This is a genomic window from Clostridioides sp. ES-S-0048-02 (assembly GCF_020658495.1).
In the GTDB taxonomy this organism is placed as follows: domain Bacteria; phylum Bacillota; class Clostridia; order Peptostreptococcales; family Peptostreptococcaceae; genus Clostridioides.
This window is the reverse complement of the sequence record NZ_JACVWH010000001.1, coordinates 416,391-436,491: the sequence shown is the minus strand read 5'-3', so window position 1 is coordinate 436,491 and position 20,101 is coordinate 416,391. Positions and strand designations below refer to the sequence as shown.

19 protein-coding genes and 1 other annotated feature are annotated in these 20,101 nt (G+C 27.5%); of the genes, 6 read left to right on the top strand and 13 right to left on the bottom strand.

What is annotated here, in order from left to right; all coding sequences use genetic code 11:
- Nucleotides 1-59: 59 nt before the first annotated feature.
- From IC173_RS02055 to IC173_RS02030, 6 genes are all read right to left on the bottom strand, one after another.
- Complete coding sequence (locus IC173_RS02055) at nt 60-1,334, bottom strand: 4Fe-4S dicluster-binding protein (protein ID WP_227855091.1); 1,275 nt, start codon at nt 1,332-1,334, stop codon at nt 60-62.
- Between the two features lie 224 nt (nt 1,335-1,558).
- Complete coding sequence (locus IC173_RS02050) at nt 1,559-4,123, bottom strand: ABC transporter permease (RefSeq protein WP_227845310.1); 2,565 nt, start codon at nt 4,121-4,123, stop codon at nt 1,559-1,561.
- Nucleotides 4,124-4,801: an ABC transporter ATP-binding protein gene (locus IC173_RS02045; RefSeq protein WP_227432830.1), complete on the bottom strand. Its 678-nt coding sequence runs from the start codon at nt 4,799-4,801 to the stop codon at nt 4,124-4,126.
- Between the two features lie 79 nt (nt 4,802-4,880).
- Nucleotides 4,881-6,131 carry a sensor histidine kinase gene (locus tag IC173_RS02040; protein WP_227855090.1) on the bottom strand — a complete coding sequence of 417 codons (1,251 nt, stop codon included), beginning with the start codon at nt 6,129-6,131 and terminating at the stop codon, nt 4,881-4,883.
- Nucleotides 6,118-6,822, bottom strand: coding sequence for a response regulator transcription factor (locus tag IC173_RS02035; protein ID WP_227482313.1), 705 nt, complete (start codon nt 6,820-6,822; stop codon nt 6,118-6,120). The genes IC173_RS02040 and IC173_RS02035 overlap by 14 nt, the downstream gene beginning before the upstream one ends.
- A gap of 268 nt (nt 6,823-7,090) precedes the next feature.
- Nucleotides 7,091-7,546 (bottom strand): hypothetical protein, encoded by a 456-nt coding sequence (locus IC173_RS02030; protein ID WP_227432827.1) that lies wholly within the window; start codon nt 7,544-7,546, stop codon nt 7,091-7,093.
- Nucleotides 7,547-7,752: 206 nt separating this feature from the next.
- On the opposite strand from IC173_RS02030, the gene IC173_RS02025 reads away from it, so the two are divergent.
- The 3 genes from IC173_RS02025 (at nt 7,753) to IC173_RS02015 (ending at nt 9,827) form a co-directional block, all read left to right on the top strand.
- The gene (locus tag IC173_RS02025; RefSeq protein WP_227432825.1) at nt 7,753-8,142 is read left to right on the top strand and encodes a GntR family transcriptional regulator; all 390 of its coding nucleotides are present in this window, start codon (nt 7,753-7,755) and stop codon (nt 8,140-8,142) included.
- Nucleotides 8,135-9,232, top strand: coding sequence for a DUF5808 domain-containing protein (locus IC173_RS02020; protein ID WP_227855089.1), 1,098 nt, complete (start codon nt 8,135-8,137; stop codon nt 9,230-9,232). The genes IC173_RS02025 and IC173_RS02020 overlap by 8 nt, the downstream gene beginning before the upstream one ends.
- A 118-nt stretch (nt 9,233-9,350) precedes the next feature.
- On the top strand, nt 9,351-9,827 hold the full coding sequence (locus IC173_RS02015) for an HD domain-containing protein (RefSeq protein WP_227432822.1): 477 nt from the start codon (nt 9,351-9,353) through the stop codon (nt 9,825-9,827).
- 118 nt (nt 9,828-9,945) lie between these two features.
- On the opposite strand, the gene IC173_RS02010 is transcribed toward IC173_RS02015, so the two are convergent.
- Nucleotides 9,946-10,497: a tryptophan transporter gene (locus tag IC173_RS02010; protein WP_227432821.1), complete on the bottom strand. Its 552-nt coding sequence runs from the start codon at nt 10,495-10,497 to the stop codon at nt 9,946-9,948.
- 170 nt (nt 10,498-10,667) lie between these two features.
- Nucleotides 10,668-10,934: a binding site (T-box leader), on the bottom strand.
- Nucleotides 10,935-11,080: 146 nt separating this feature from the next.
- Here IC173_RS02010 and IC173_RS02005 point away from each other — a divergent pair.
- The 3 genes from IC173_RS02005 (at nt 11,081) to IC173_RS01995 (ending at nt 13,413) form a co-directional block, all read left to right on the top strand.
- Entirely contained in the window at nt 11,081-11,548 is a 468-nt protein-coding gene (locus IC173_RS02005) for a pyridoxamine 5'-phosphate oxidase family protein (protein WP_227482310.1), read from the top strand.
- Nucleotides 11,549-11,846: 298 nt separating this feature from the next.
- Nucleotides 11,847-12,566: a hypothetical protein gene (locus IC173_RS02000; protein ID WP_227432818.1), complete on the top strand. Its 720-nt coding sequence runs from the start codon at nt 11,847-11,849 to the stop codon at nt 12,564-12,566.
- A 244-nt stretch (nt 12,567-12,810) separates the two neighbouring features.
- Entirely contained in the window at nt 12,811-13,413 is a 603-nt protein-coding gene (locus IC173_RS01995; protein ID WP_227432817.1) for a TetR/AcrR family transcriptional regulator, read from the top strand.
- A 342-nt stretch (nt 13,414-13,755) separates the two neighbouring features.
- On the opposite strand, the gene IC173_RS01990 is transcribed toward IC173_RS01995, so the two are convergent.
- The 6 genes from IC173_RS01990 to dnaG all read right to left on the bottom strand — a co-directional run bounded on the left by IC173_RS01990 (nt 13,756) and on the right by dnaG (nt 20,020).
- A complete protein-coding gene (locus IC173_RS01990) occupies nt 13,756-14,277 on the bottom strand; it encodes a GNAT family N-acetyltransferase (RefSeq protein WP_227432815.1) in 522 nt (173 codons plus the stop codon).
- Between the two features lie 142 nt (nt 14,278-14,419).
- Complete coding sequence (locus IC173_RS01985; RefSeq protein ID WP_227432814.1) at nt 14,420-15,001, bottom strand: flavodoxin family protein; 582 nt, start codon at nt 14,999-15,001, stop codon at nt 14,420-14,422.
- A gap of 62 nt (nt 15,002-15,063) precedes the next feature.
- Entirely contained in the window at nt 15,064-16,161 is a 1,098-nt protein-coding gene (locus IC173_RS01980) for a Nif3-like dinuclear metal center hexameric protein (RefSeq protein ID WP_227855088.1), read from the bottom strand.
- Nucleotides 16,162-16,174: 13 nt separating this feature from the next.
- Nucleotides 16,175-16,864, bottom strand: coding sequence for a class I SAM-dependent methyltransferase (locus IC173_RS01975; RefSeq protein WP_227831165.1), 690 nt, complete (start codon nt 16,862-16,864; stop codon nt 16,175-16,177).
- Nucleotides 16,865-17,012: 148 nt separating this feature from the next.
- Nucleotides 17,013-18,179, bottom strand: a complete 1,167-nt coding sequence (gene rpoD / locus IC173_RS01970) for an RNA polymerase sigma factor RpoD (protein WP_227432810.1) — start codon at nt 18,177-18,179, stop codon at nt 17,013-17,015.
- Between the two features lie 17 nt (nt 18,180-18,196).
- The gene (gene dnaG, locus IC173_RS01965; protein ID WP_413927533.1) at nt 18,197-20,020 is read right to left on the bottom strand and encodes a DNA primase; all 1,824 of its coding nucleotides are present in this window, start codon (nt 20,018-20,020) and stop codon (nt 18,197-18,199) included.
- Nucleotides 20,021-20,101 lie beyond the last annotated feature (81 nt).

Sequence of the window (20,101 nt, the reverse complement as noted above, 5' to 3'; positions counted from 1 at the left end):
ATATTCAAATAATTTTATTTGAATATAGCCCGTTTTTATTACAATTATAAAATTAATCTTTATTTATCATTCATACTTAGTAATTTATCTAAGTATACTGACTTTAGCTGCTTACTAGCCAAAGCTTTTTTAGCTGGTTCAAGTTTTAATATAGCTGATAGTATAGCTCCCATAGCTCTATGACTAGCTAAGGCATTATTATCAAAAATTAGATTTTGTAACTGCCCTTTTTCAATTGCCATGAGAACTGCTCTATGTACTGAATTTGCAGGAGTTATTATTTTTTCATCTCTCTTTAATAGCATAATACTATTTTTGTGACAATTTCTAACACAAACTCCACAACCTAGACATCTATCCTCATCAATTTTTATATATTCTTTATCATTTTCTTTTACTTTACTTATTGCATCTATTGGACATGCAGATATACATTTACCACACTTTACACAACTTTCATGGTTTATATTTGGTATAAAGCTAGTTGTTTGTACTGGGTGAAGATTTCCAAATCTTTTTGCTGCTACTAGCGCCTCACAACAGCAACCACAACAATTACATATAAATGTAACTCCTTTTCGAACATTTTCTCCACATTGAACTAAATTATGTTCATATGCTTGATGAAGTAATTCCTTACATTCTACTTTATCTACACGTCTTGCAAATTTATTGTTTATTAAAGAATTAGCTACATTGTCAAATGTCATACATATATCCATAGGAGCATCACAGGCTTTTCCAACATGTTGCATTCTATGTCTACAATAACACATGCTTATACCTATATGAGTCGATTCATCAATTATATGAGTAGCTCTTTCATAATCTAAAATACTTACTTCATTATCATTAGTCAATACTTCTTCTTGAACGTAAACTCTTCCAAGTTTTGTTTCTGTTGAATAAAATAAATCTTTAATAAAATCTTCTTCTACATTCATATACTGATAGTAAAGTTCTGATAAAAGTTTTTGGTCTATATCGTGTCTTGTTCTCATCATGGCAAACTCAAAAAAACCAGCCATTGGAGGAGGCATTATATATTTTTTACCTTTTTTATCTTCTATATCTAGTATTAGTGCCCTGCTAGCTAGCTTATCTAGCACCCTATATGCTTCACTTTCACTTATACTCCAAATTTTAGCTGCTGTTTTTACTCTAAAAGGCTTTATTGGAAGTTGTGCCACTAATTTTGCCTCTTGTTCTGTAAAAAGTACATTTAATATTTTATATAATGTATCGGAGGGTGGAGCACCCTGTGGAAATTTATTTATTCTTTCCTCTAAGCTTTTATACATGTTTTTAGCAGTTATATGAGAAATAGTAATCACCTTCTTTTTCTTTTGTTTTCCAATATAATCAAATATCTTTCTTTATTATCTAAACTCCTACTTTATATAATACCAATTCTTTCTAAATAATTAAATACCTCTAGCAATTTATTTATTAGATTTCTTATATAAATAAAAACCGTTTAATCAGCATAATTATAGTTTATACCAATTAAACGATTTTAATAATATTTTATATATCTATAAATTATTTTTATAGTATTTTATATACTTTCCTTTCTTATATTATCTATTATATTCTCCTTATTTAATTTATTCATAGGTATATATGCTGCTATAAAGGTTATTATAAACACACTAACTATGCATATGCCAATTGCTGTCCATGGTATAACTGTAGAAAATTCAATTACACCTGAAACTAATTTATTCATAATTAATATCAACCCAATACCAATTGGTACGCCAAACAATAAAGATAAAATACCATAGATAAAACTTTCTAAGTATATCATTTTTCTAAAACCTACAGGAGTAACACCTATTGATTGTATTATTGCTAGTTCTCTTTTTCTTAGATTTATACTTGTACTTATTGTATTTAGTATATTTGTAACACTTACTAGAGATATCACTACTATAAACCCATATACAAAAACTTTAATAGCTTTTAAATTTTGCTTTGCACTTTTGTCACTTGTATTTTCATCATGAAAATTGACATTATTTTTTTTAGCCAAAGACTCTACACTCTTCCTAGTCTGAGCACTTCCCCCTGAATCAATAAAGACAATACCTTTCTCTAACTTTAAATTCATATTTTCAGCAACCTCATCATAAGTTAAAAATTGCAATCCCATATTTTGATAACCCATTCCTAGACGTTTTTCATCTGTTATACCAAGAATTTTTATGTTTACTTTTTTCTTTGAATCATTTTCGCCAGTATATTCACAAGTTACAATATCTCCAACTTTGTAATTAGTTAACTCTATTACGCCTTTCTTACCCTTTGATTCAAAGTAACTTTTTCTAACAAATATCACTCCATTTTCTTTAATCGCTCTTTCTTTATCAAAAGAGCCTTTTATTAAGTTTTTTGTTTTATTTTGTATTGCAGTTTCTCCAGGAAAAATTAGTTCGTTGTTGTTAAACTCATATACATAACTATCTCCAACCTTACGTTGTTGATAATAATCCTTAATTAGATTTTCTTTAGATTTATTTATTTTATCCTTATCTACTCCTATAGAAATATACTCTCCTACAGCTACTTCAAAGTTTTTTATTCCAGATATATTTTTTAGTTTATTTATAGTATCATCCATAGACTTAGATATTTGTCTTGAACTTAAATATAAATCGTAGTTTCTTTGAGAATTTCTGATTTCTTCACCTTTTAAGAAATTCGCCATAAATCCGCTAAAAGATATAAATATTACTATACTTACTATTAAAGAAAAAAGTGTCACAATAAATTTCTTTCTATTTCTTCTTACACTTTTATATGCAAGTACACCTTCTGTTCCAAAAACTAATTTAATAAGTTTCGAATTTTTAACCTTACCTACTTTGTAATCTCCACTACTTCTTATTACACTAAGAGGAGAAATATTAGAGGCTGTTATTGCAGGTAGGAGAATTGATATAAAAATTGTAAGTAAAACAATTATTATACTGATAATTATTATTAATGGATTATATACTATTTGTAAACCCATCTGTGATACAACTGATTCTGTAAGATATTTATTTATAGCTTTAAATACTAAATCTATAGCTACTGTTCCAGACAATAGTCCTATTGGTATTCCAATACAGCTAATTATAATACCTTCAATAAAAACTAATCTTTTAATTTGATTAGTAGTAGCTCCTATAGAATTTAATATTCCAAACTGCTTTTTTCGTTCAGTTATAGAAATACTAAAAGAATTATATACTGTAGCAATTGTACATATAATTACTAAAATAGTTACCATAGTAATTATAGCTTTTATAGAACTATTTATATTTGCATACTTACTAGCTCCTTGTAATCTCAATAAATGTTCATTGTATTTTATCATTTCAGAGTTTGATGCTTTATCTTTATTTGTATATATATTATTACTTATTTTTCTTGTTATTTCATATATATCTTTAGGATTTTTTGCTGTTATTGATATATTCACTGTCTCTTTATTATTATCTATAGGATTAAAGTAAGTTAAACCAGTAGCAACTTGGTCAGTGAGTTCAAATCCTGGCCTTTTGATTATACCTACAATTTTAAATGTCTTTTCTTTTTCATTGGCAATATAATCACCTTCATGAAATACACTCATATCATCAATTTTTTTGTTATTACTATCAAACATATCACCTACTTTTAAGGTTATCTTATCTCCTATTTTTAGCTTTTTCTCCATAAGATTAACTATGTTTTCACTTAAAATAATTTCTCCATCTTTATCTGGAAATCTACCTTCTTTTATAGAAACTCTATATCCTTCCATAGCATTTTTATCATATTGCTTAACGCTTAATATACCATTTACAGTATCTTCTATTCTAGAGTATCCAAGTTGATTAGTAAGTGCATAACTTTTTATTTCAGCCGATTTTGTTGCATAGTCTATATTTTTTTTGTTTACATTGTAGAATTTAGCATGAAAACTCCCATCATTTTTTATGGTTTCTCTTATTTGATAATCCATAAAACTTTCAAATATGTTACCTATACCACAAATTAGAGCAGTGGAAAGTATTATTCCAATTATAGTTACAATAGTTCGTCTTTTATTTTGTTTTAAATATCTAACAGTTAGAGATGTATATAGATTCATTTATATCACCTCATCACTTTTTATAATTCCATCTTCTATGCCTATAATTCTATCCGCCTGAAGTGCTATATTTTTGTCATGAGTTATCATTATTAATGTTTGATTATATTTTTTCACTGATAATTTTAATAACTCTAGTATTTCTTTTGAGTTTTTGCTATCTAGATTACCTGTTGGTTCATCTGCTAATACTATAGATGGTCTATTAATTAAGGCACGTCCTATAGATGTTCTTTGTTGTTGACCTCCTGATAATTGATTAGGAAGATGATTTTCTCTATTGCTTAGACCCAATGTTTTCATCAAATCATTCAAGTATTCTTTATCAATCTTTCTATTATCAAGCTCTGCTGGAAGTAATATATTTTCTTTGACATTTAAAACTGGAATCAGATTATAGAATTGATATATAAGACCTATATTTCTTCTTCTAAAGATTGCCAAATCCTTAGTTTTTAGATTATATATATCTACATCATTTATATAAACCTTACCACTAGTAGGTCTATCAACACCTCCTAATAAATGTAATAATGTACTCTTTCCACTTCCGCTTGGACCTGTTATTGCTATAAACTCACCTTTTTCTATAGACAAGCTTACATTTTTTATTGCATCGACTTTTGTTTCATTTTTACCATAACTTTTAGTCAGATTTTCTACTCTTAAAATTTCCATAACTACCTCCAATATTTATATTCTATACTTCATATATTAGACTCAAGCTATTACTATAAAGTGAATTAAATATTACAGATTAGTCACTATTATCATCATATATCTTATGAAATGCTATATGAAATTCAGTTCCTTTACCTTTTTCACTATTTACATAAATATCTCCATTTTGGCTTTCTATTATGGATTTTGCCATTGCAAGCCCTATACCTACACTATCCTCTTTTGAACTACTTTTCCCTCTATAGAAACGTTTAAAAATATGTGGTATATCTTTTTTATCTATACCTTCACCATCATCTTTTATTATTAACTCTGAAAATAATGGATTTTCTTTGTAAATTATACTTATATTTCCAAACTCAGGAGTATGTTCTATACAATTTTTTATTATATTTACTAAAGCCTCAACTGACCAATCAATATCACCAACATAAGATACATTACCATTGCCTTCTATACTTAACTTTTGGTTTTTAATCTCCATAGGTATTTTCATTGGTTGGATTGCTCTATGTATAAGTTCACTAAACTTTATTTTTTCTCTCTTAAACTTTATAACTTTAGCTTCTACTTTTGATAATTTAAGCATACTTTTAATCAACCAATCCATACGATTTAGTTGATTTTTTATCTTGTCTAAAAAATCTATTTTCACTTCATATGGTACATCATTATATAATAAATCACTTAGTATGATTAAGGAAGTCATGGGAGTTTTTAACTGATGTGATATATCTGAAATTGTATTATTTAAAAATATTTTTTCTGAATTTAAAAGTTCAACTTTTTCATTAAGAATTGTTGTCATCTTCAATAGCTCTGTTTTTAAAAGACCTATCTGCCCTTCTTGATTTCTATTTTTCATATCAAATTCTTTTCCTTCTGAACTATAGTAAACATACTTAGTCATATCTGATAAATCATTATATATAGTTCTAAAATATTTAAGTATCAACATAAATATCATTATAAAAATTATACAAACTAAGATTATATTTATTTTTATAGTGTTTGAAAGTAATTTGGAAGTAAGAGGCTCAGAATTTATTCTAATAGTTTTGTCATAGTTATACTTACTTAATATTTTCTCACCAAATTCTACATTTTGCATGGACTTTCCTTGTGTTATTATATCTACGATATCACTTTCTAGTTTTGGATACTTGTTAACTAAGGTTCCTATTATAGCTTGATTATTTTTTACAATCGTATTTTTAGTTGTATTTATATTGATTATACCAAATCCAATTGATATAAGAATTACCATCAACATTAAAATAATATATTTACTAAAAAAGTTCTTTACTTCAGGATTATATAGAAACATTATTTTCACTTCCTATCCATTTATAACCTAGTCCTCTTACAGTTTCTATGTAAATTGGTTTACATAAGTCATCTCCTATTTTTTCTCTAAGTCTTTTTATATAAACAGTTAAAGTATTATCACTAACAAAATCATAAGTTACATCCCAAAGCTTTTCTAGTATTTGACTTCTACTCAAAACTGTATTTTTATTCTGTATAAGAATTAAAAGAAGCTTATATTCAACAGATGTCAGAAATATTTCCTTGTCATTTTTATATACTCTAGCTTCTAATGTATATATATTTAAATCTCTATATTTAAGTATCTTCTTATTTTCTTCTGTAGCGTCACCTTTTCTTCTTAAAACAGCTTTTATTCTCGATATTAATTCTCTAATTCTAAAAGGTTTTGTTATATAGTCATCTCCACCTATATCAAGACCCAGTACAATGTTTACTTCTTCATCACAAGCAGTTAAAAATATTATGGGAATCTGAGAAAACTTTCTTACATACTCACAAAATTCATATCCTGTTCCATCTGGTAACATTACATCCAGTAGTACCATACTATATTCATTAGAAGATATCATTTCTTTTCCACTTGATAAATCCTTTGATATATCTACACTAAATCCCTCTTGCTCCAATGCATACTTTATTCCAAAAGAGATAGTACTGTCATCCTCAACTATCAATAACTTTAACATAACTATTTCCCTTCTTAACATTTTAATTTTAAACTATTTACATATACAACTTTTATTATACACAATTGTTTTAGATACTAAAATATATTTAGAATTACAAAATAGTCACAAACAATTACTAAAAAACATAAAAATAAAAATGCAAGTTGACACTTAACTATTTTGAAAATAGTATAGATTTTTCTCAAGTTAAGCTACAACTCACATTTTAGATATTTAATTTTATATAAACTGGTATTCTCATCTGTTTAACTATTTAAAGCTTACTTTATTCTTCCTCATATTTTTTATATTCTTCTTCTTTATAAATATTATTTTTTTTGTCATCTTCATGTAAATCAATGTCTTTTTTATCATTTTTAACACTATTTACATAATGCATCATTTCTTCTTGAGAAACATGTGGACAATTTTCACAATTTATTCTTCTTGAATTAAATTCTCTTACTTTTTTTTTTAATTCTTCATATTCATAATCTTGTTTTTTATCACTACAATCACATTCATAACCAAACTCATCATATTTATAGTCATTGTATTGATTATTTCCATAATACTCTGTATCAATCATTTGAGACATTTGAGATTTAGATTTAATGTTTTTTATCATCCTATAAGTTGCATATGCACCCACTCCTGTAATCACGGCTCCTGCAAACATCATTGGCTTACTCATTCCATCATCTTTTTTATTCATTTGTCTTTTAATTAAATATGTTAACATATTTTTTCTCCTTTCTGATTTCTATTTATAGATAGTATCTGTATTATTTTGATAAAAATTATGTTATTTTTAAATTACAATTTTTACAAATAATATAAATCATCTTGTAGAATATAAATTTATATTTTGTACTTGATAATGTTTTTTGTGTTATACTATATATATAACAAGTATTTTTATTTATAACGATATTATGGAGGTTTTTTATGATTTTAAATTTAGATTTTAATAGTGATAAGTCTATTTATGTACAAATTAAAGAAGAGATAACTAAAGCTATAGCTTCAGGAGAATTAAAAATAAATGAATCACTTCCATCTGTAAGAAGTATGGCTGAAAATATTGGTGTAAATCTACATACTGTAAATAAGTCTTATAATGAACTAAAAGAAGAAGGATTTTTAAATATTGATAGGCGAAAAGGTGCAATTGTAGCTCAACTTCCAATGGAAACAGAAAATTCAACTCGCCAAAAAAATAGAATTGATTTAGAACTTTTAGTAGCAAAATCTTATTTATCAGGTATCAATAAAGAAGAGTTCTTGACGTTAAGTAAAAATCTATTTGATAAGTATGAGGTGAAATACTATGAATAAGATTGAATGTTTATTTACAATATTTTCAACCTTAATTTTGATGTATGCTACTTTTTATTTTATGCCACATCTTATTGGCAAAAATCACATTTATGGTGTTTCTATAAACCAAGAACATAGAAACTATCCTGATTTTATAATACTTGATAAAAAATTTAAAAAACTTTTATCTATAGGACTCATTGTGATTTTTATTTTAGTTTTAGCTCTAGTTTTTATGTTTGATAAAATAGAATTTTCTTATTCTATTAGTATTATAGGGTTTTTACTATATGAAAGTATATTATATATCTATATTCATAAAGAAGTTAAAATGACTAAATCCAAGTTTTTCACTGAATTAAGTCAGATAAGTGCAGACTCAAAATTGGTAATAGATATGGATTTTATAAATGAAAAAAATAAAATAATAAAAAAATTTAAGATATTGTATTTAATACCAGTATTACTTACTTTTGGAATAAGTATTTTTATATTGCTTAACTATAATCAATTACCAGATTTAATTACTACGCACTCTACTATAACAGGAAAACCTGATGGATTTATGAAAAAATCCTATCTTGGTGTGTTTAAATTAATAGGTCTTGAGTTTTGTATAATGATTTTATTATATATAACTTCTATTGGAGCTATAAAAGCGAGAATTAAAGTAGATACAAATAAAATTGAAGAAAGTAAAACTAAAAACATTAAATATCTAAATAAAATTGGTTATTTGTTTTTTATATTGATGATTATGATGATAGTACAATTCTTTATCGTTTTTTTATCATTAAAAACAAATTCAAATTTATTAACTGTTATAAATATAATAATGCTTTTAGTTATAATTTATTTAATGGTAACATATATTAATTCTCCAAATTTAAAATCCAATTCTTCTTATACTCCAGATAATGATGAAAAGTACTGGATAGGAGGTATTATATATAATAATCCAAACGACCCATCATTTATGGTTGATAAAAGATTTGGCATAGGATGGACTATAAATTTGGGAAATCCGATTGGAAAGATATTATATATTCTTATAGCTATATTTTTAATTTTTTCACTTTTTAGTGTTATAAAATCTCTTTTACTTTAAATACCATAAAAGGTATCTTACTTGTATTATTGGGTATTATATTTTGTAAGATAAGAAATATTTCATATTATCATTGAAATATAGTATTTATATATTACTAGGAATGGAGATTTGCATAATGTTGTCAAAAACTGAAATTAAATACTTTAATGATTGTGCTTCTGAGATACTTTCATCTGAAAAAGTACAACTTATGAGAACATTTCCTCATCATGGCAATGTTTCATGTCTTGAACATAGTTTATCAGTAGCATATTATAGTTATCTATTATGTAAAAAATTGCATTTAAATGTTGAAATTCAAAGCGTTATTAGAGGGGCTCTACTGCATGATTTTTTTCTTTATGACTGGCATTATAAAGGTGATAGAAAGGGATTACATGGTTTTACTCATCCTAAAGAAGCACTAAAAAACGCAAATTTATTCTTTCAAATAAATGAAAAAGAAACAGACATTATTTTAAAACATATGTGGCCACTTACTGTTAGACCTCCTAGATACAAAGAAGCATTAATTGTTTGCTTATTAGATAAATTTTGTTGTCTAGTTGAGACTCTAAGGATACACTCACTACTCTCTCCTTACCACATATAAAATAGGTCTTTGATATTGTTATAATTTAATTTAAAAAGAGGTATTAAGATTACATTTAACTTAATACCTCTTTATTAATTTATTATTTATTTTTGTCATATGCTTATAAAATATAATCTTATCCTTGATAACTTATTCTTCTTATAGAGATACTTACTACTTTAAATAATAACATACCAGCTATTAAGTTTATCAATATTGCTGGTACCACTGCTACCATAAATAACGCTGTGAATGAACCTCCAGGAAGACCTACTATAGCTTGAGCAACTAGTAAAAATAGAGTTCCACTTATAACTGTACCTACTGGGAATATTATTGTTGCAGCTATTAAATCTTGTTTTTTACTGTTCAATTTTTTCATAAATGGTAATTTATAAATTATATACATTATCATGAACATTATATTTATTGTAATAGTTTTATCAAGTATATTTGGAATCTGACCACCTGGGAATTTAGTTGTTAATGCTGCAAATATTCCTGTTACAATTCCTGCTACCAAACAAATCTTATAATCATCCTTATTTAGTATCATTATTATAAACATCATTGCTAGTGATATATCTGGTTGCATTGGAAGTCCTATAGCAGGTGTAAGTTGATGTATCAATAATCCCATAGCTAAAAGTATTGCATTTAAAGTTAATTTTTTTGTATTTGTTTTCATTGTAATATTTCCCCCTAATTTGTTTAATATTTATTTCATTTTCGTTCCAATTTTCCATATCATTCTCTTTAGCTTTAGAAGTTCATAACATCTCTCTCACCACCTTTTATTTTAAATTATATAATTTCTTTATTAATAGTTTTTGCAAAATAAAAAACTCCGTCCTAAATCAATAGGACGGAGATTATCCGCGTTGCCACCTAAATTATATAAAAAATAAGCTTAAAACTTAATTCTTATATATCTCATTATCAAGTACTTACATACCCTATTCGCTGTAACGTGCGACTGACGATAAAGTCTACTCTCATAAAAATATGATTTCAATTTATTCCTCTAAGGTCCATTCACTATATTCCTTCTTGCTAAGATTCCACCATCCTCAGCTCTCTATGTTGAAGCTAAACATAATTACTCTTCCTTGTCATAGGATTTTTAATTTGCTGTTGCTATTATAATATTCTAAATTTTTATAATTGTCAACTGTATTTTTTATTTTATTTAAAATTTACAAAAAGTGTAGAATAATTTTTATAAATGCTTTAAACTTTTATTTAAATATTGAATTAGGAAGGATGATATTATGTTTAGAGAAATGAGATTAAAAAAGAGAGAAATGACAAAAGAAGATACTATAGAAGTATTAAAAAATGGTGAATTTGGTACTTTTTCTACTATAAGTGAAAATGGCTATCCTTATGGAGTTGCTGTAAATTATGTATACTTTAATGATTCTGTATATTTTCATTGTGCAAGAAGTGGACATAAATTAGATAATATCTCAGCAAATAACAAGGTTTCTTTCTTAGTAGTAGCTAATGAAAGTGTTCTTCCAGATAAATTTAGTACTACATATGCTAGCGCTGTAGTATTTGGAAAAGCTTCAACAGTAGACAATGAGGAAAAGAAAAATGCTCTTGTAGAAATAATAAAAAAATATTCTAAGGGCTTTATTGAAGAAGGTATGAAGTACATAGAAAAAGATATAAATTTGACAACTGTAGTTAAAATAGAAATAGACCATATTTCTGGTAAAGCTTCTCGTTTATAATAATCTAATACGATATAATAAAGTGGCTATATGTATGGTCACTTTAAATATATTTATTTATCATTATTTTTATTAATTGAAAATGCTCAAAACACTTTAAGAAACTTCCTCAATACCTATGTAGATACAACACAAAGTTACTTGTATCCAAGCTGACATAAATTTTTCCACACCCATATAAAAACTTGAAAATAATACAGTCATATATGTCAAATATCAACATAAATTACAGAATTTTTTTGCCATTAAAACTATCAAAAAAAGTAAGTAATTATTGAAAGAGAGGTTGAAAATAATTATGAAATTCAAGAAAAAACCAAAGTTTTTACTCCTCATTACATTTTTAATAATAACTATATTATCAACAGGAGCAACAGCTTTAGAAATCCATACATCATCACAAGTACATGGTGATAGTGATATCAGCAATAGAGGAAATTTCAATACCTCTGCTAATTCCAAGGTAGGTGCAGACTCACAAAAAAGCAGTGATAGCTTACCTCACAATGCACAAAACCTTAATGTTTCTTTAGACATCTGCAATGGAGGAGTAGAAATACTACCAACCTCATCCAACAAAATAATAGCAAATTACAACAACCAATACTACAATATTAAAATGATAGAACAAAACGGAAAATGGGTTGTATCTATATCAGGAAAAACAGCTAAAATGGGCAATTCTAGCTATGTTCAACTCCATATTCCAAATATAAAATGCAATATGGATGTAAATGTGCTTGATGGTAGCTTTAGTTATGATTTACCCGAAAATTGTATTGATGCAATAAATGTTACTTCAAAAGATTCAAGTATAGAATTTACTTCAAAAAATCAATACAAAAATAGCACTATTTCTCTATCCGCAACAGATAAAGAATTTCTTAAATATGGTCTAATTAATTATCCAGACTATTTTACTAAGATGAATAAAGGATTTGAATATAAGAATGGTACGAGAAAAAATCAAATTGACATTTCGCTAACAGGATTTACTAATGTTGATTTTAGAGATTAAAACATAAAAAATTGAAGACTTTAGCCTTCTTTTTCTTTGACTTTCTATATTCATATTTATATTTTATTGTTTATTTTTCCTTTTGGATATGAGTACATATATCATAGCACTAGGTAAAATTGAACATATTACTCATCCACAAATAATAATTATAAGAACATTATTCTTTTTATTATTGACGTTATTTATACATTGTGATATTCTTTAAGCAAAACACCATTCTGTTTAAGGGAGGATTAAATAAATGGCACGAAAACCTATTTTAGAAGGTGGTAAAAGAGAAGAAATACTTAAATGCGCTTTACAGTTGTTTCTAAAAAACGGTTATGAAAGCACCTCTATTCGCATGATATTAAATGAGGTTGGTGGAGAAGTTGGGATGTTCTACCATTACTTTTCTTCCAAACAAGAATTATTTGATGAAGCCTTAAGACTCTTCATGAAAATGCAAGGAGAGCGAACTTCTAAACTGATGAGTCAGAAATCCGATAAGATTTCCCCACGAATGAGATTGGAACAACTTATAGAATGCTATGACAGCGGAATGGATGAATTTTCGAAATTATCTGATGGAGCTATTCATTGGTCAGTTTTATCATCTATTCACAGCTTAACCTTAGAAGCAATTCTGCCCTCTTTTAGGACAATGATTATTGAAATACTCAGATTAGCAGATAAAAAAGACTTAAGTGAGTCTAAATGGCTTGCGCCATTTGTACTAAAAGGTATCAGTGGATTATTACATGATAAATCATTTGCTGAATTAAGCAAAGAAAAACAGATGCTTTTAATTATAAATTTACTATGCAGAACTTTACAAGTTCCATATAGCTTGTTTGAAGAATAAGAGAATATCGACAATGAACATCTATGTATTAAAATTGAACAATGACATCAAAAGTATATCTGAGAGAAAATGGCATTAAAAACTGATATAAGATTTGGCACTCGTTATTATGAGTAAGCAAAGAAAACTGAGTTAAAAATATAGAAAACACCAACAACTCATAAAAATGTAGTGTTTATACGAGTTTTGGTGTTTTCCTTATTCTTGACTTGCATGAAAATATGATTGGCAAGAATGGGCTAGTATATACCACTCTTTCATGCTTGCCATTTTTAAAAACAGCAAAAATGATGTTTCGTAAAATATCTCAATAAGGCACATATAAATTATACCTACTCTGAATCATAACCCCATTACTGTTCTTCTTAAATACTGATTGAAATTACCATACTCAACTTTTGTCAATGTTTCTGGATAAGACATCAAAATTAACTGATGTCCATTGCATTCTTCATGGTATGGTGGGTGAATATGTTCAAAATCATTTACCTTATATCCAACCCTCTCATAAAAACCTTGTCGCTTGATGGAAATTTTATTAATGGGAGGGTCGATTTCTAGAATAACAGTTTTGCCTCGCTGGTTTAACAGCTCCAAAGCTCTTTTTCCATACTTTTTATTGCGCATTTCAGGATTGATACAGAAATGTTCCACATAAATAAAATTCTCTGTTTCCCAGCATAAAATGATACCAACCATGTCGTTTTCATCATAAATTAAGTTAAATTGATATTCTTCATGACCCATAATTTCTGCTTGTAAAGATGGGTTTCTCTGTTCATGAAAAGGAAAACTTACATTGTATAACTTTATTGCCTCTAAATACAATTTATCTTCATATGTTCTTAGCCTCTCAAAGCGCATTTTGCTATCCTCCTATTATATAAAACAACCTTCGCATCACATCTTTTTAGTCTAATGAAACTCTAATTAGCTCTTATTTAGATTATAATATCTGTCCAAGTATAAAATGAATTGTAAGGTTAAACCATTGCTGAAAATATATCTATTTTTTATATATACTAAGACTGTTTAGATAATCTCTTATACCAAACTTAACATCATCACTTGGTCTTATATCAGAGTTATCTCCTGCTATATGAAGTATTCCATATGCTGGATGGCCTCCTCTTACTGTACATGGAACTGATAAAAGCGTCATCCCCATATGTTGAGCAAATATATTCATTGATTGTAAAGCTAGTTCTCCTCCTCCATGTTGTGAACCTGCAGTAGCAAAACAACCAAATATTTTTCCACTTAAAGGTGCTCCTACCCATACATCAGAAAAACTGTCCATAAACATCTTCATTTGACCAGATACATTTCCATAATATGTTGGTGAACCCATAAATATTGCATCATAATCTAGTAATTCTTTTCCAGATTTAATTACATTTATACTTTCAAATTCATCTTTATGTTCCTTTGAATTTATCAAATAGTACTGAGGAAGTGTTTTTGCAACCTCATCACTTACTTTAAATATATCTACCTCTATATTCATTTCTTCAAGTACCTTTTTATACTCCCTTGCTAATAAATATGTACTTCCACAAACGCTATGAAAAATCACTGCTACTTTCATTTTTATCCCCCTAATCAAAATCAAATTTATTTTTTATATAGTGCTTTTATTATCAAGTACCATTAAATGATACTAAATGGATTTAAATATACATTACTTTTTATTGTTTCAATCTCTTCAAATTCATCCAAAAATCTCTTCATAACATGTTTAAATATATCTTCTGTATCAAAATGTCCACAATCTACTATACATATTCCCATATCAAGTGCATCTTGTGCCTCATGATATTTTACATCACCAGTTATTAGAACATCTGCTCCTTGTCTCTTAGCCTTTTTCACAAACTCAGAACCAGCTCCTGTTACAACAGCAATTTTTGTTATCTCGGTATTAAGACCTCCAACTACCCTTATATGCTTCATATTTAATTTTTCTTTTATTTTATTAGAAAGATTTTCTAATGTTGTACTTTCATCAAGTTTACTTATTCTACCTAATCCAAATGTTTTTCCTTTGTTTTCTAGCTTGTACAAATCATAAGCAACTTCTTCATAAGGATGTGCATCTATCATAGAACTTATCACTCCGCCTAAATGCTTCTGTGGTACTACAGTTTCAATTTTAACCTCATTTACACTTTCTATATCATTTATACTTCCAATAAACGGATTTGAGCCTTCTAATGGCTTAAATTGACCTTCTCCTTCTATAGAAAATGTACAGTTACTATAATTTCCTATATGACCTGCTCCTGAATTACTTAGTGCCTTTCTCAACACTTCTGAATAATTACATGGAGCATATACTGCAAGTTTGTATAAAGTCTCATTTTCAGTGACATCTAAAACTTTTGAGTTATTAAATCCCATAATCTCCATGAAATAATCATTTAGACCATCAAATGCTATGTCAAAATTGGTATGCATAGAATAAAGGGCTATATCATTTTTAATGAGTTTTTGTATAAGTCTACCTTTTAAGTCGGCGCTATTAATCTTATTAATTTTTCCAAATATAAAAGGATGATGTGTAACAATTAAATCAACATTTTGAGATATAGCTTCATTGATTACATTTTCATTGGCTTCTAAGGATACCAGAATCTTCTTTACATCCATATCAAAATCTCCAACTATAAGACCTACATTATCCCAATCTTCAGCTAAGCTTAGAGGATACTTTTTTTCAATTTTTCTAGTAAGACTCTTCAGTAACATATTTACCTCCTATTTATTTTATTAAATTTTCAAGTTTTCTTATTGCTATTTTACTTTCTTCTCTCTTCCTATCTATTTCTTCTCCATGTTTACCTTCTAGTTGATTAACTATAGCACTATATGTTTTTATTTTTTTTTCTACAAAGTCATAAAAAAGAGAATCTTTATTTTCTAAAAGTTTTATTCCAACTTCAAACTGTATCTCATCTTCTATTATAGTATTTTTACCTGTATATTTGGCAACTATTATTTCATATATCCTAAAATCTTCTCTCACTAAAGCCTCTGTTAAAATTTCATATCCATTATTCAGAAGATAGCGTCTAAGCTCTTCTTGTGCCTGCATAGGCTGTAATATCAATTTTTCTATACTATGTGCTACTTCTTTTTTAGCTTCTAGAAGCTCACTTATCAATATACCTCCCATACCAGCAATTATTACTTCTTCAACTTCACCTATTTCTAGTACCTCTATACCAGAACCCAATCGTAAATCGACTTTCTCTAAAAGATTGTTCTGTATGACCTCTTTTCGTGCATTGTCAAGAGGTCCTTTATTAACATCTGCCAACACTGCAAATGGAACTCTTTCCTCCTTTAGCAAATAAACTGGTATGTATCCATGGTCCGTTCCTATATCAGCTATCTTTTTACCATCTGACACCAATGATGCTATTTTTAATAATCTATCTGTTAGTTTCAAAGATATATCTCCTTTCAATCTTTTTATTTGTTCTTGATTTTAAACTAAAACCAAGATAAAAAATAATATAAAATCTCTACCACAAAATAGCCATGAGATATCACTTATCCCATGGCCTTTATTGCAAAAACATTAATGATGTATCTTTTTAATCTAAATAATCTCTAAGTTTTTTTGATCTACTTGGATGTCTTAATTTTCTTAGTGCTTTTGCTTCTATTTGTCTTATTCTTTCTCTAGTTACATCAAACTCTTTTCCAACTTCTTCAAGAGTTCTAGCTCTTCCATCCTCAAGACCAAATCTAAGCTTTAATACCTTTTGCTCTCTATCATTTAATGAGCCAAGTACATCTTCTATTTGTTCTTTAAGTAAAGAATATGCTGCTGCCTCAGCTGGAGCTGGTGCATCATCATCTGGAATAAAATCTCCTAAATGACTGTCCTCTTCTTCGCCTATTGGAGTTTCTAAAGACACTGGGTCTTGAGCTATTTTCATTATCTCTCTTACTTTATCTTCTGTCATTTCCATTTCTTTTGCAATTTCTTCTGGTTTTGGGTCTCTTCCAAGTTCTTGAAGTAGTTGTCTTGATACTCTTATTAATTTATTTATAGTCTCTACCATATGCACTGGTATTCTTATAGTTCTCGCTTGGTCTGCTATAGCACGTGTTATAGCTTGTCTTATCCACCATGTTGCATAAGTACTAAACTTATAGCCCTTTGTATAGTCAAATTTTTCAACAGCTTTTATAAGACCTAAATTTCCTTCTTGTATTAAGTCTAAGAAAAGCATACCTCTACCTACATATCTTTTTGCTATACTTACAACTAGTCTTAAGTTCGCTTCAACTAATCTTTGCTTTGCTATCTCATCACCTTCATGCATTCTTCTAGCAAATTCTACCTCTTCATGTGGCTTAAGTAGAGGAATTTTTCCTATTTCTTTTAAGTACATTCTAACAGGGTCGTCTATACTTATCCCTTTTGGTAAAGATAAATCCACAGTTTCTATTTCTATTGCAGAAGAGTCCTCATGTGAAATTACTTCTGCATCTTCATCTATGTGGCTCATATTTAAATCGTCATCAGTAGCCGAAAAGTCTATATCAGCTTTATAGTTCTTTGTTTCTGTTATTTCTATTCCCAAATTACCTAAAGTTTCATAAAGATTTTCTACCTGATCCTTATCAAGTTCAGTTTCAGAAAAAGCTTCCATTATTTCTGCAAGCGTCAATGAACCTTGCTTTTTTCCTTTTTCTATTAGTGTCTTAGCGGTAACTTTTTTTAACTCTTTTTTATTCGACTTATTTTCCACACTCAAACCTCCTTTCTCTACAAGCTTTTTAAAATTTTATTTATCTCAACTATTTTTAAAGCAATTTCCATAACTTTACCATCTACCTCTTTCATATCATTATTATTTTCTAATTCCTGTTGTTCTTTCAACAAGTTATTAATTTGTTCTTCTAATGAGTTCTTTCTGATATTTGTTATTATTCCTTCTATTTCTTTTGTGTTCTCTAAGTTTATACTATTCAAAGAAATTGAATTTAATTCTTTTAAGTATTCTTCGGATATGTTTAAACTTTTCAATTTGTCAATAGTTATTTTGTCCAATTCTTGATTTTTAATCATGTAATTTAAAATTTCTTTACTTTCATTCAATAAAAAATCACTTTCTTCTACTTTAAGTAGAGCTATTTCTCTAATTTTTTTGTCTTCTAACATTATTTTTATTAGAGTTTCTTCAACTAATTGTTTTCCATCTTGTCTAACTTCGACTTTTTCAATTACTTTTTCTTCTATCTTTTTCTGGTTTTTATTATATGGCTTATTGTAGTTTTTACCATACACTTCCCTTTTTATAGACTCGACATTAATATCTATTTGATTACTTAAATATTTTGTATAAAAATCAATTTCTACAGGACTTGTCAATTGTTTTATAATCTTAGAAGCTTCTTTTGCAAACTTCACTCGTTCTTCATCTTTTTGAATATTGAATTCTTTTTTAAGATGATCTATTTTATATTTTATGTAGTGAGTAGAAACATCCATTGCCTTTTTATAATCACTAAGTCCGTACTTTCTTACAAATTCATCTGGGTCTTTAGAGTCTTTCAAATCCAAAACTTTTACAGTAATACCTAATTTAATAAGTATATCTATAGCTCTTAAAGTCGCTTTTATTCCAGCTTCATCAGAGTCATAAGATATAATAGCAGTATCCGCATATCTTTTTATTAAAATACCTTGTTGTTCAGTCAAGGCTGTTCCAAGGGTTGCTACTACATTTCTTATACCATACTGATAAAGTGAAATTAAATCCATATATCCTTCAACTAAGACTATAGTTTTATTATCTAAATTTTTTCTAGCAAAATTTAGTCCATATAAGTTTTGTTTTTTATTAAAAATTAATGTGTCTGGAGAATTTAAGTATTTTGGTAAAGAATCATCTAGTACTCTTCCTCCAAATCCAATTATATTTCCTCTATAATCAAATATAGGAAACATAACTCTATTTCTAAATTTATCATAGCAATTAGTTCCATCTCTATTTCTTGCAATTAGACCGCACTCCAATAAATCTTGTTTTGTATACCCTTTATTAATAAGAGCATTCATAAGAGAATTCCATGAATCCAAAGAAAATCCTAGACCAAATTTTTTAATTATTTTATCATCTAATCCTCTAATCCTTAAATATTCATACCCAAGATTTTTACTTCCCAATAAGTTTGAAAGATAAAATCTAGCAGCTTCTGTATGAATATCTTGAAACTTTTTAGATTTCTCTATTTTCATTCTAGTTTCTTCATTCATGTTGGTATTAATTTCTATACCACATTTATTTGCTAAAATTTTTACAGCATCCATAAAATCTAAATTTTCCATTTTCATGACAAAATTTATCACATCTCCACCTTCACCACAACCAAAACACTTATAAATTTGTTTTGATGTATTTATATAAAAAGATGGAGTTTTTTCTCCATGAAATGGACATAATCCTTTATAATTAGCTCCAGATTGTTTTATATTCATATATTCAGATATTATACTTGCTATATCACATCTAGCTTTTATTTCTTCGATAACGTCTTTTATATCATTCATATTATCACCTTCTGGTGTAATTTTTTGTGTTAACATTTCTATTCTACACTATATTCTAAATTTGTCAATCACTCAATATACAGAATTCGACTTTTTTTATTGATATCCTTCTTATTA

Excerpts from the sequence above, each read along its gene's own strand:
- IC173_RS02050 (WP_227845310.1), bottom strand. The coding sequence starts at position 4,123 with ATGAATCTATATACATCTCTAACTGTTAGATATTTAAAACAAAATAAA.
- IC173_RS02045 (WP_227432830.1), bottom strand. The coding sequence starts at position 4,801 with ATGGAAATTTTAAGAGTAGAAAATCTGACTAAAAGTTATGGTAAAAAT.
- IC173_RS02040 (WP_227855090.1), bottom strand. The coding sequence starts at position 6,131 with ATGTTTCTATATAATCCTGAAGTAAAGAACTTTTTTAGTAAATATATT.
- IC173_RS02035 (WP_227482313.1), bottom strand. The coding sequence starts at position 6,822 with ATGTTAAAGTTATTGATAGTTGAGGATGACAGTACTATCTCTTTTGGA.
- IC173_RS02030 (WP_227432827.1), bottom strand. The coding sequence starts at position 7,546 with ATGTTAACATATTTAATTAAAAGACAAATGAATAAAAAAGATGATGGA.
- IC173_RS02025 (WP_227432825.1), top strand. The coding sequence starts at position 7,753 with ATGATTTTAAATTTAGATTTTAATAGTGATAAGTCTATTTATGTACAA.
- IC173_RS02020 (WP_227855089.1), top strand. The coding sequence starts at position 8,135 with ATGAATAAGATTGAATGTTTATTTACAATATTTTCAACCTTAATTTTG.
- IC173_RS02015 (WP_227432822.1), top strand. The coding sequence starts at position 9,351 with ATGTTGTCAAAAACTGAAATTAAATACTTTAATGATTGTGCTTCTGAG.
- IC173_RS02010 (WP_227432821.1), bottom strand. The coding sequence starts at position 10,497 with ATGAAAACAAATACAAAAAAATTAACTTTAAATGCAATACTTTTAGCT.
- IC173_RS02005 (WP_227482310.1), top strand. The coding sequence starts at position 11,081 with ATGTTTAGAGAAATGAGATTAAAAAAGAGAGAAATGACAAAAGAAGAT.
- IC173_RS02000 (WP_227432818.1), top strand. The coding sequence starts at position 11,847 with ATGAAATTCAAGAAAAAACCAAAGTTTTTACTCCTCATTACATTTTTA.
- IC173_RS01995 (WP_227432817.1), top strand. The coding sequence starts at position 12,811 with ATGGCACGAAAACCTATTTTAGAAGGTGGTAAAAGAGAAGAAATACTT.
- IC173_RS01990 (WP_227432815.1), bottom strand. The coding sequence starts at position 14,277 with ATGCGCTTTGAGAGGCTAAGAACATATGAAGATAAATTGTATTTAGAG.
- IC173_RS01985 (WP_227432814.1), bottom strand. The coding sequence starts at position 15,001 with ATGAAAGTAGCAGTGATTTTTCATAGCGTTTGTGGAAGTACATATTTA.
- IC173_RS01980 (WP_227855088.1), bottom strand. The coding sequence starts at position 16,161 with ATGTTACTGAAGAGTCTTACTAGAAAAATTGAAAAAAAGTATCCTCTA.
- dnaG (WP_413927533.1), bottom strand. The coding sequence starts at position 20,020 with ATGTTAACACAAAAAATTACACCAGAAGGTGATAATATGAATGATATA.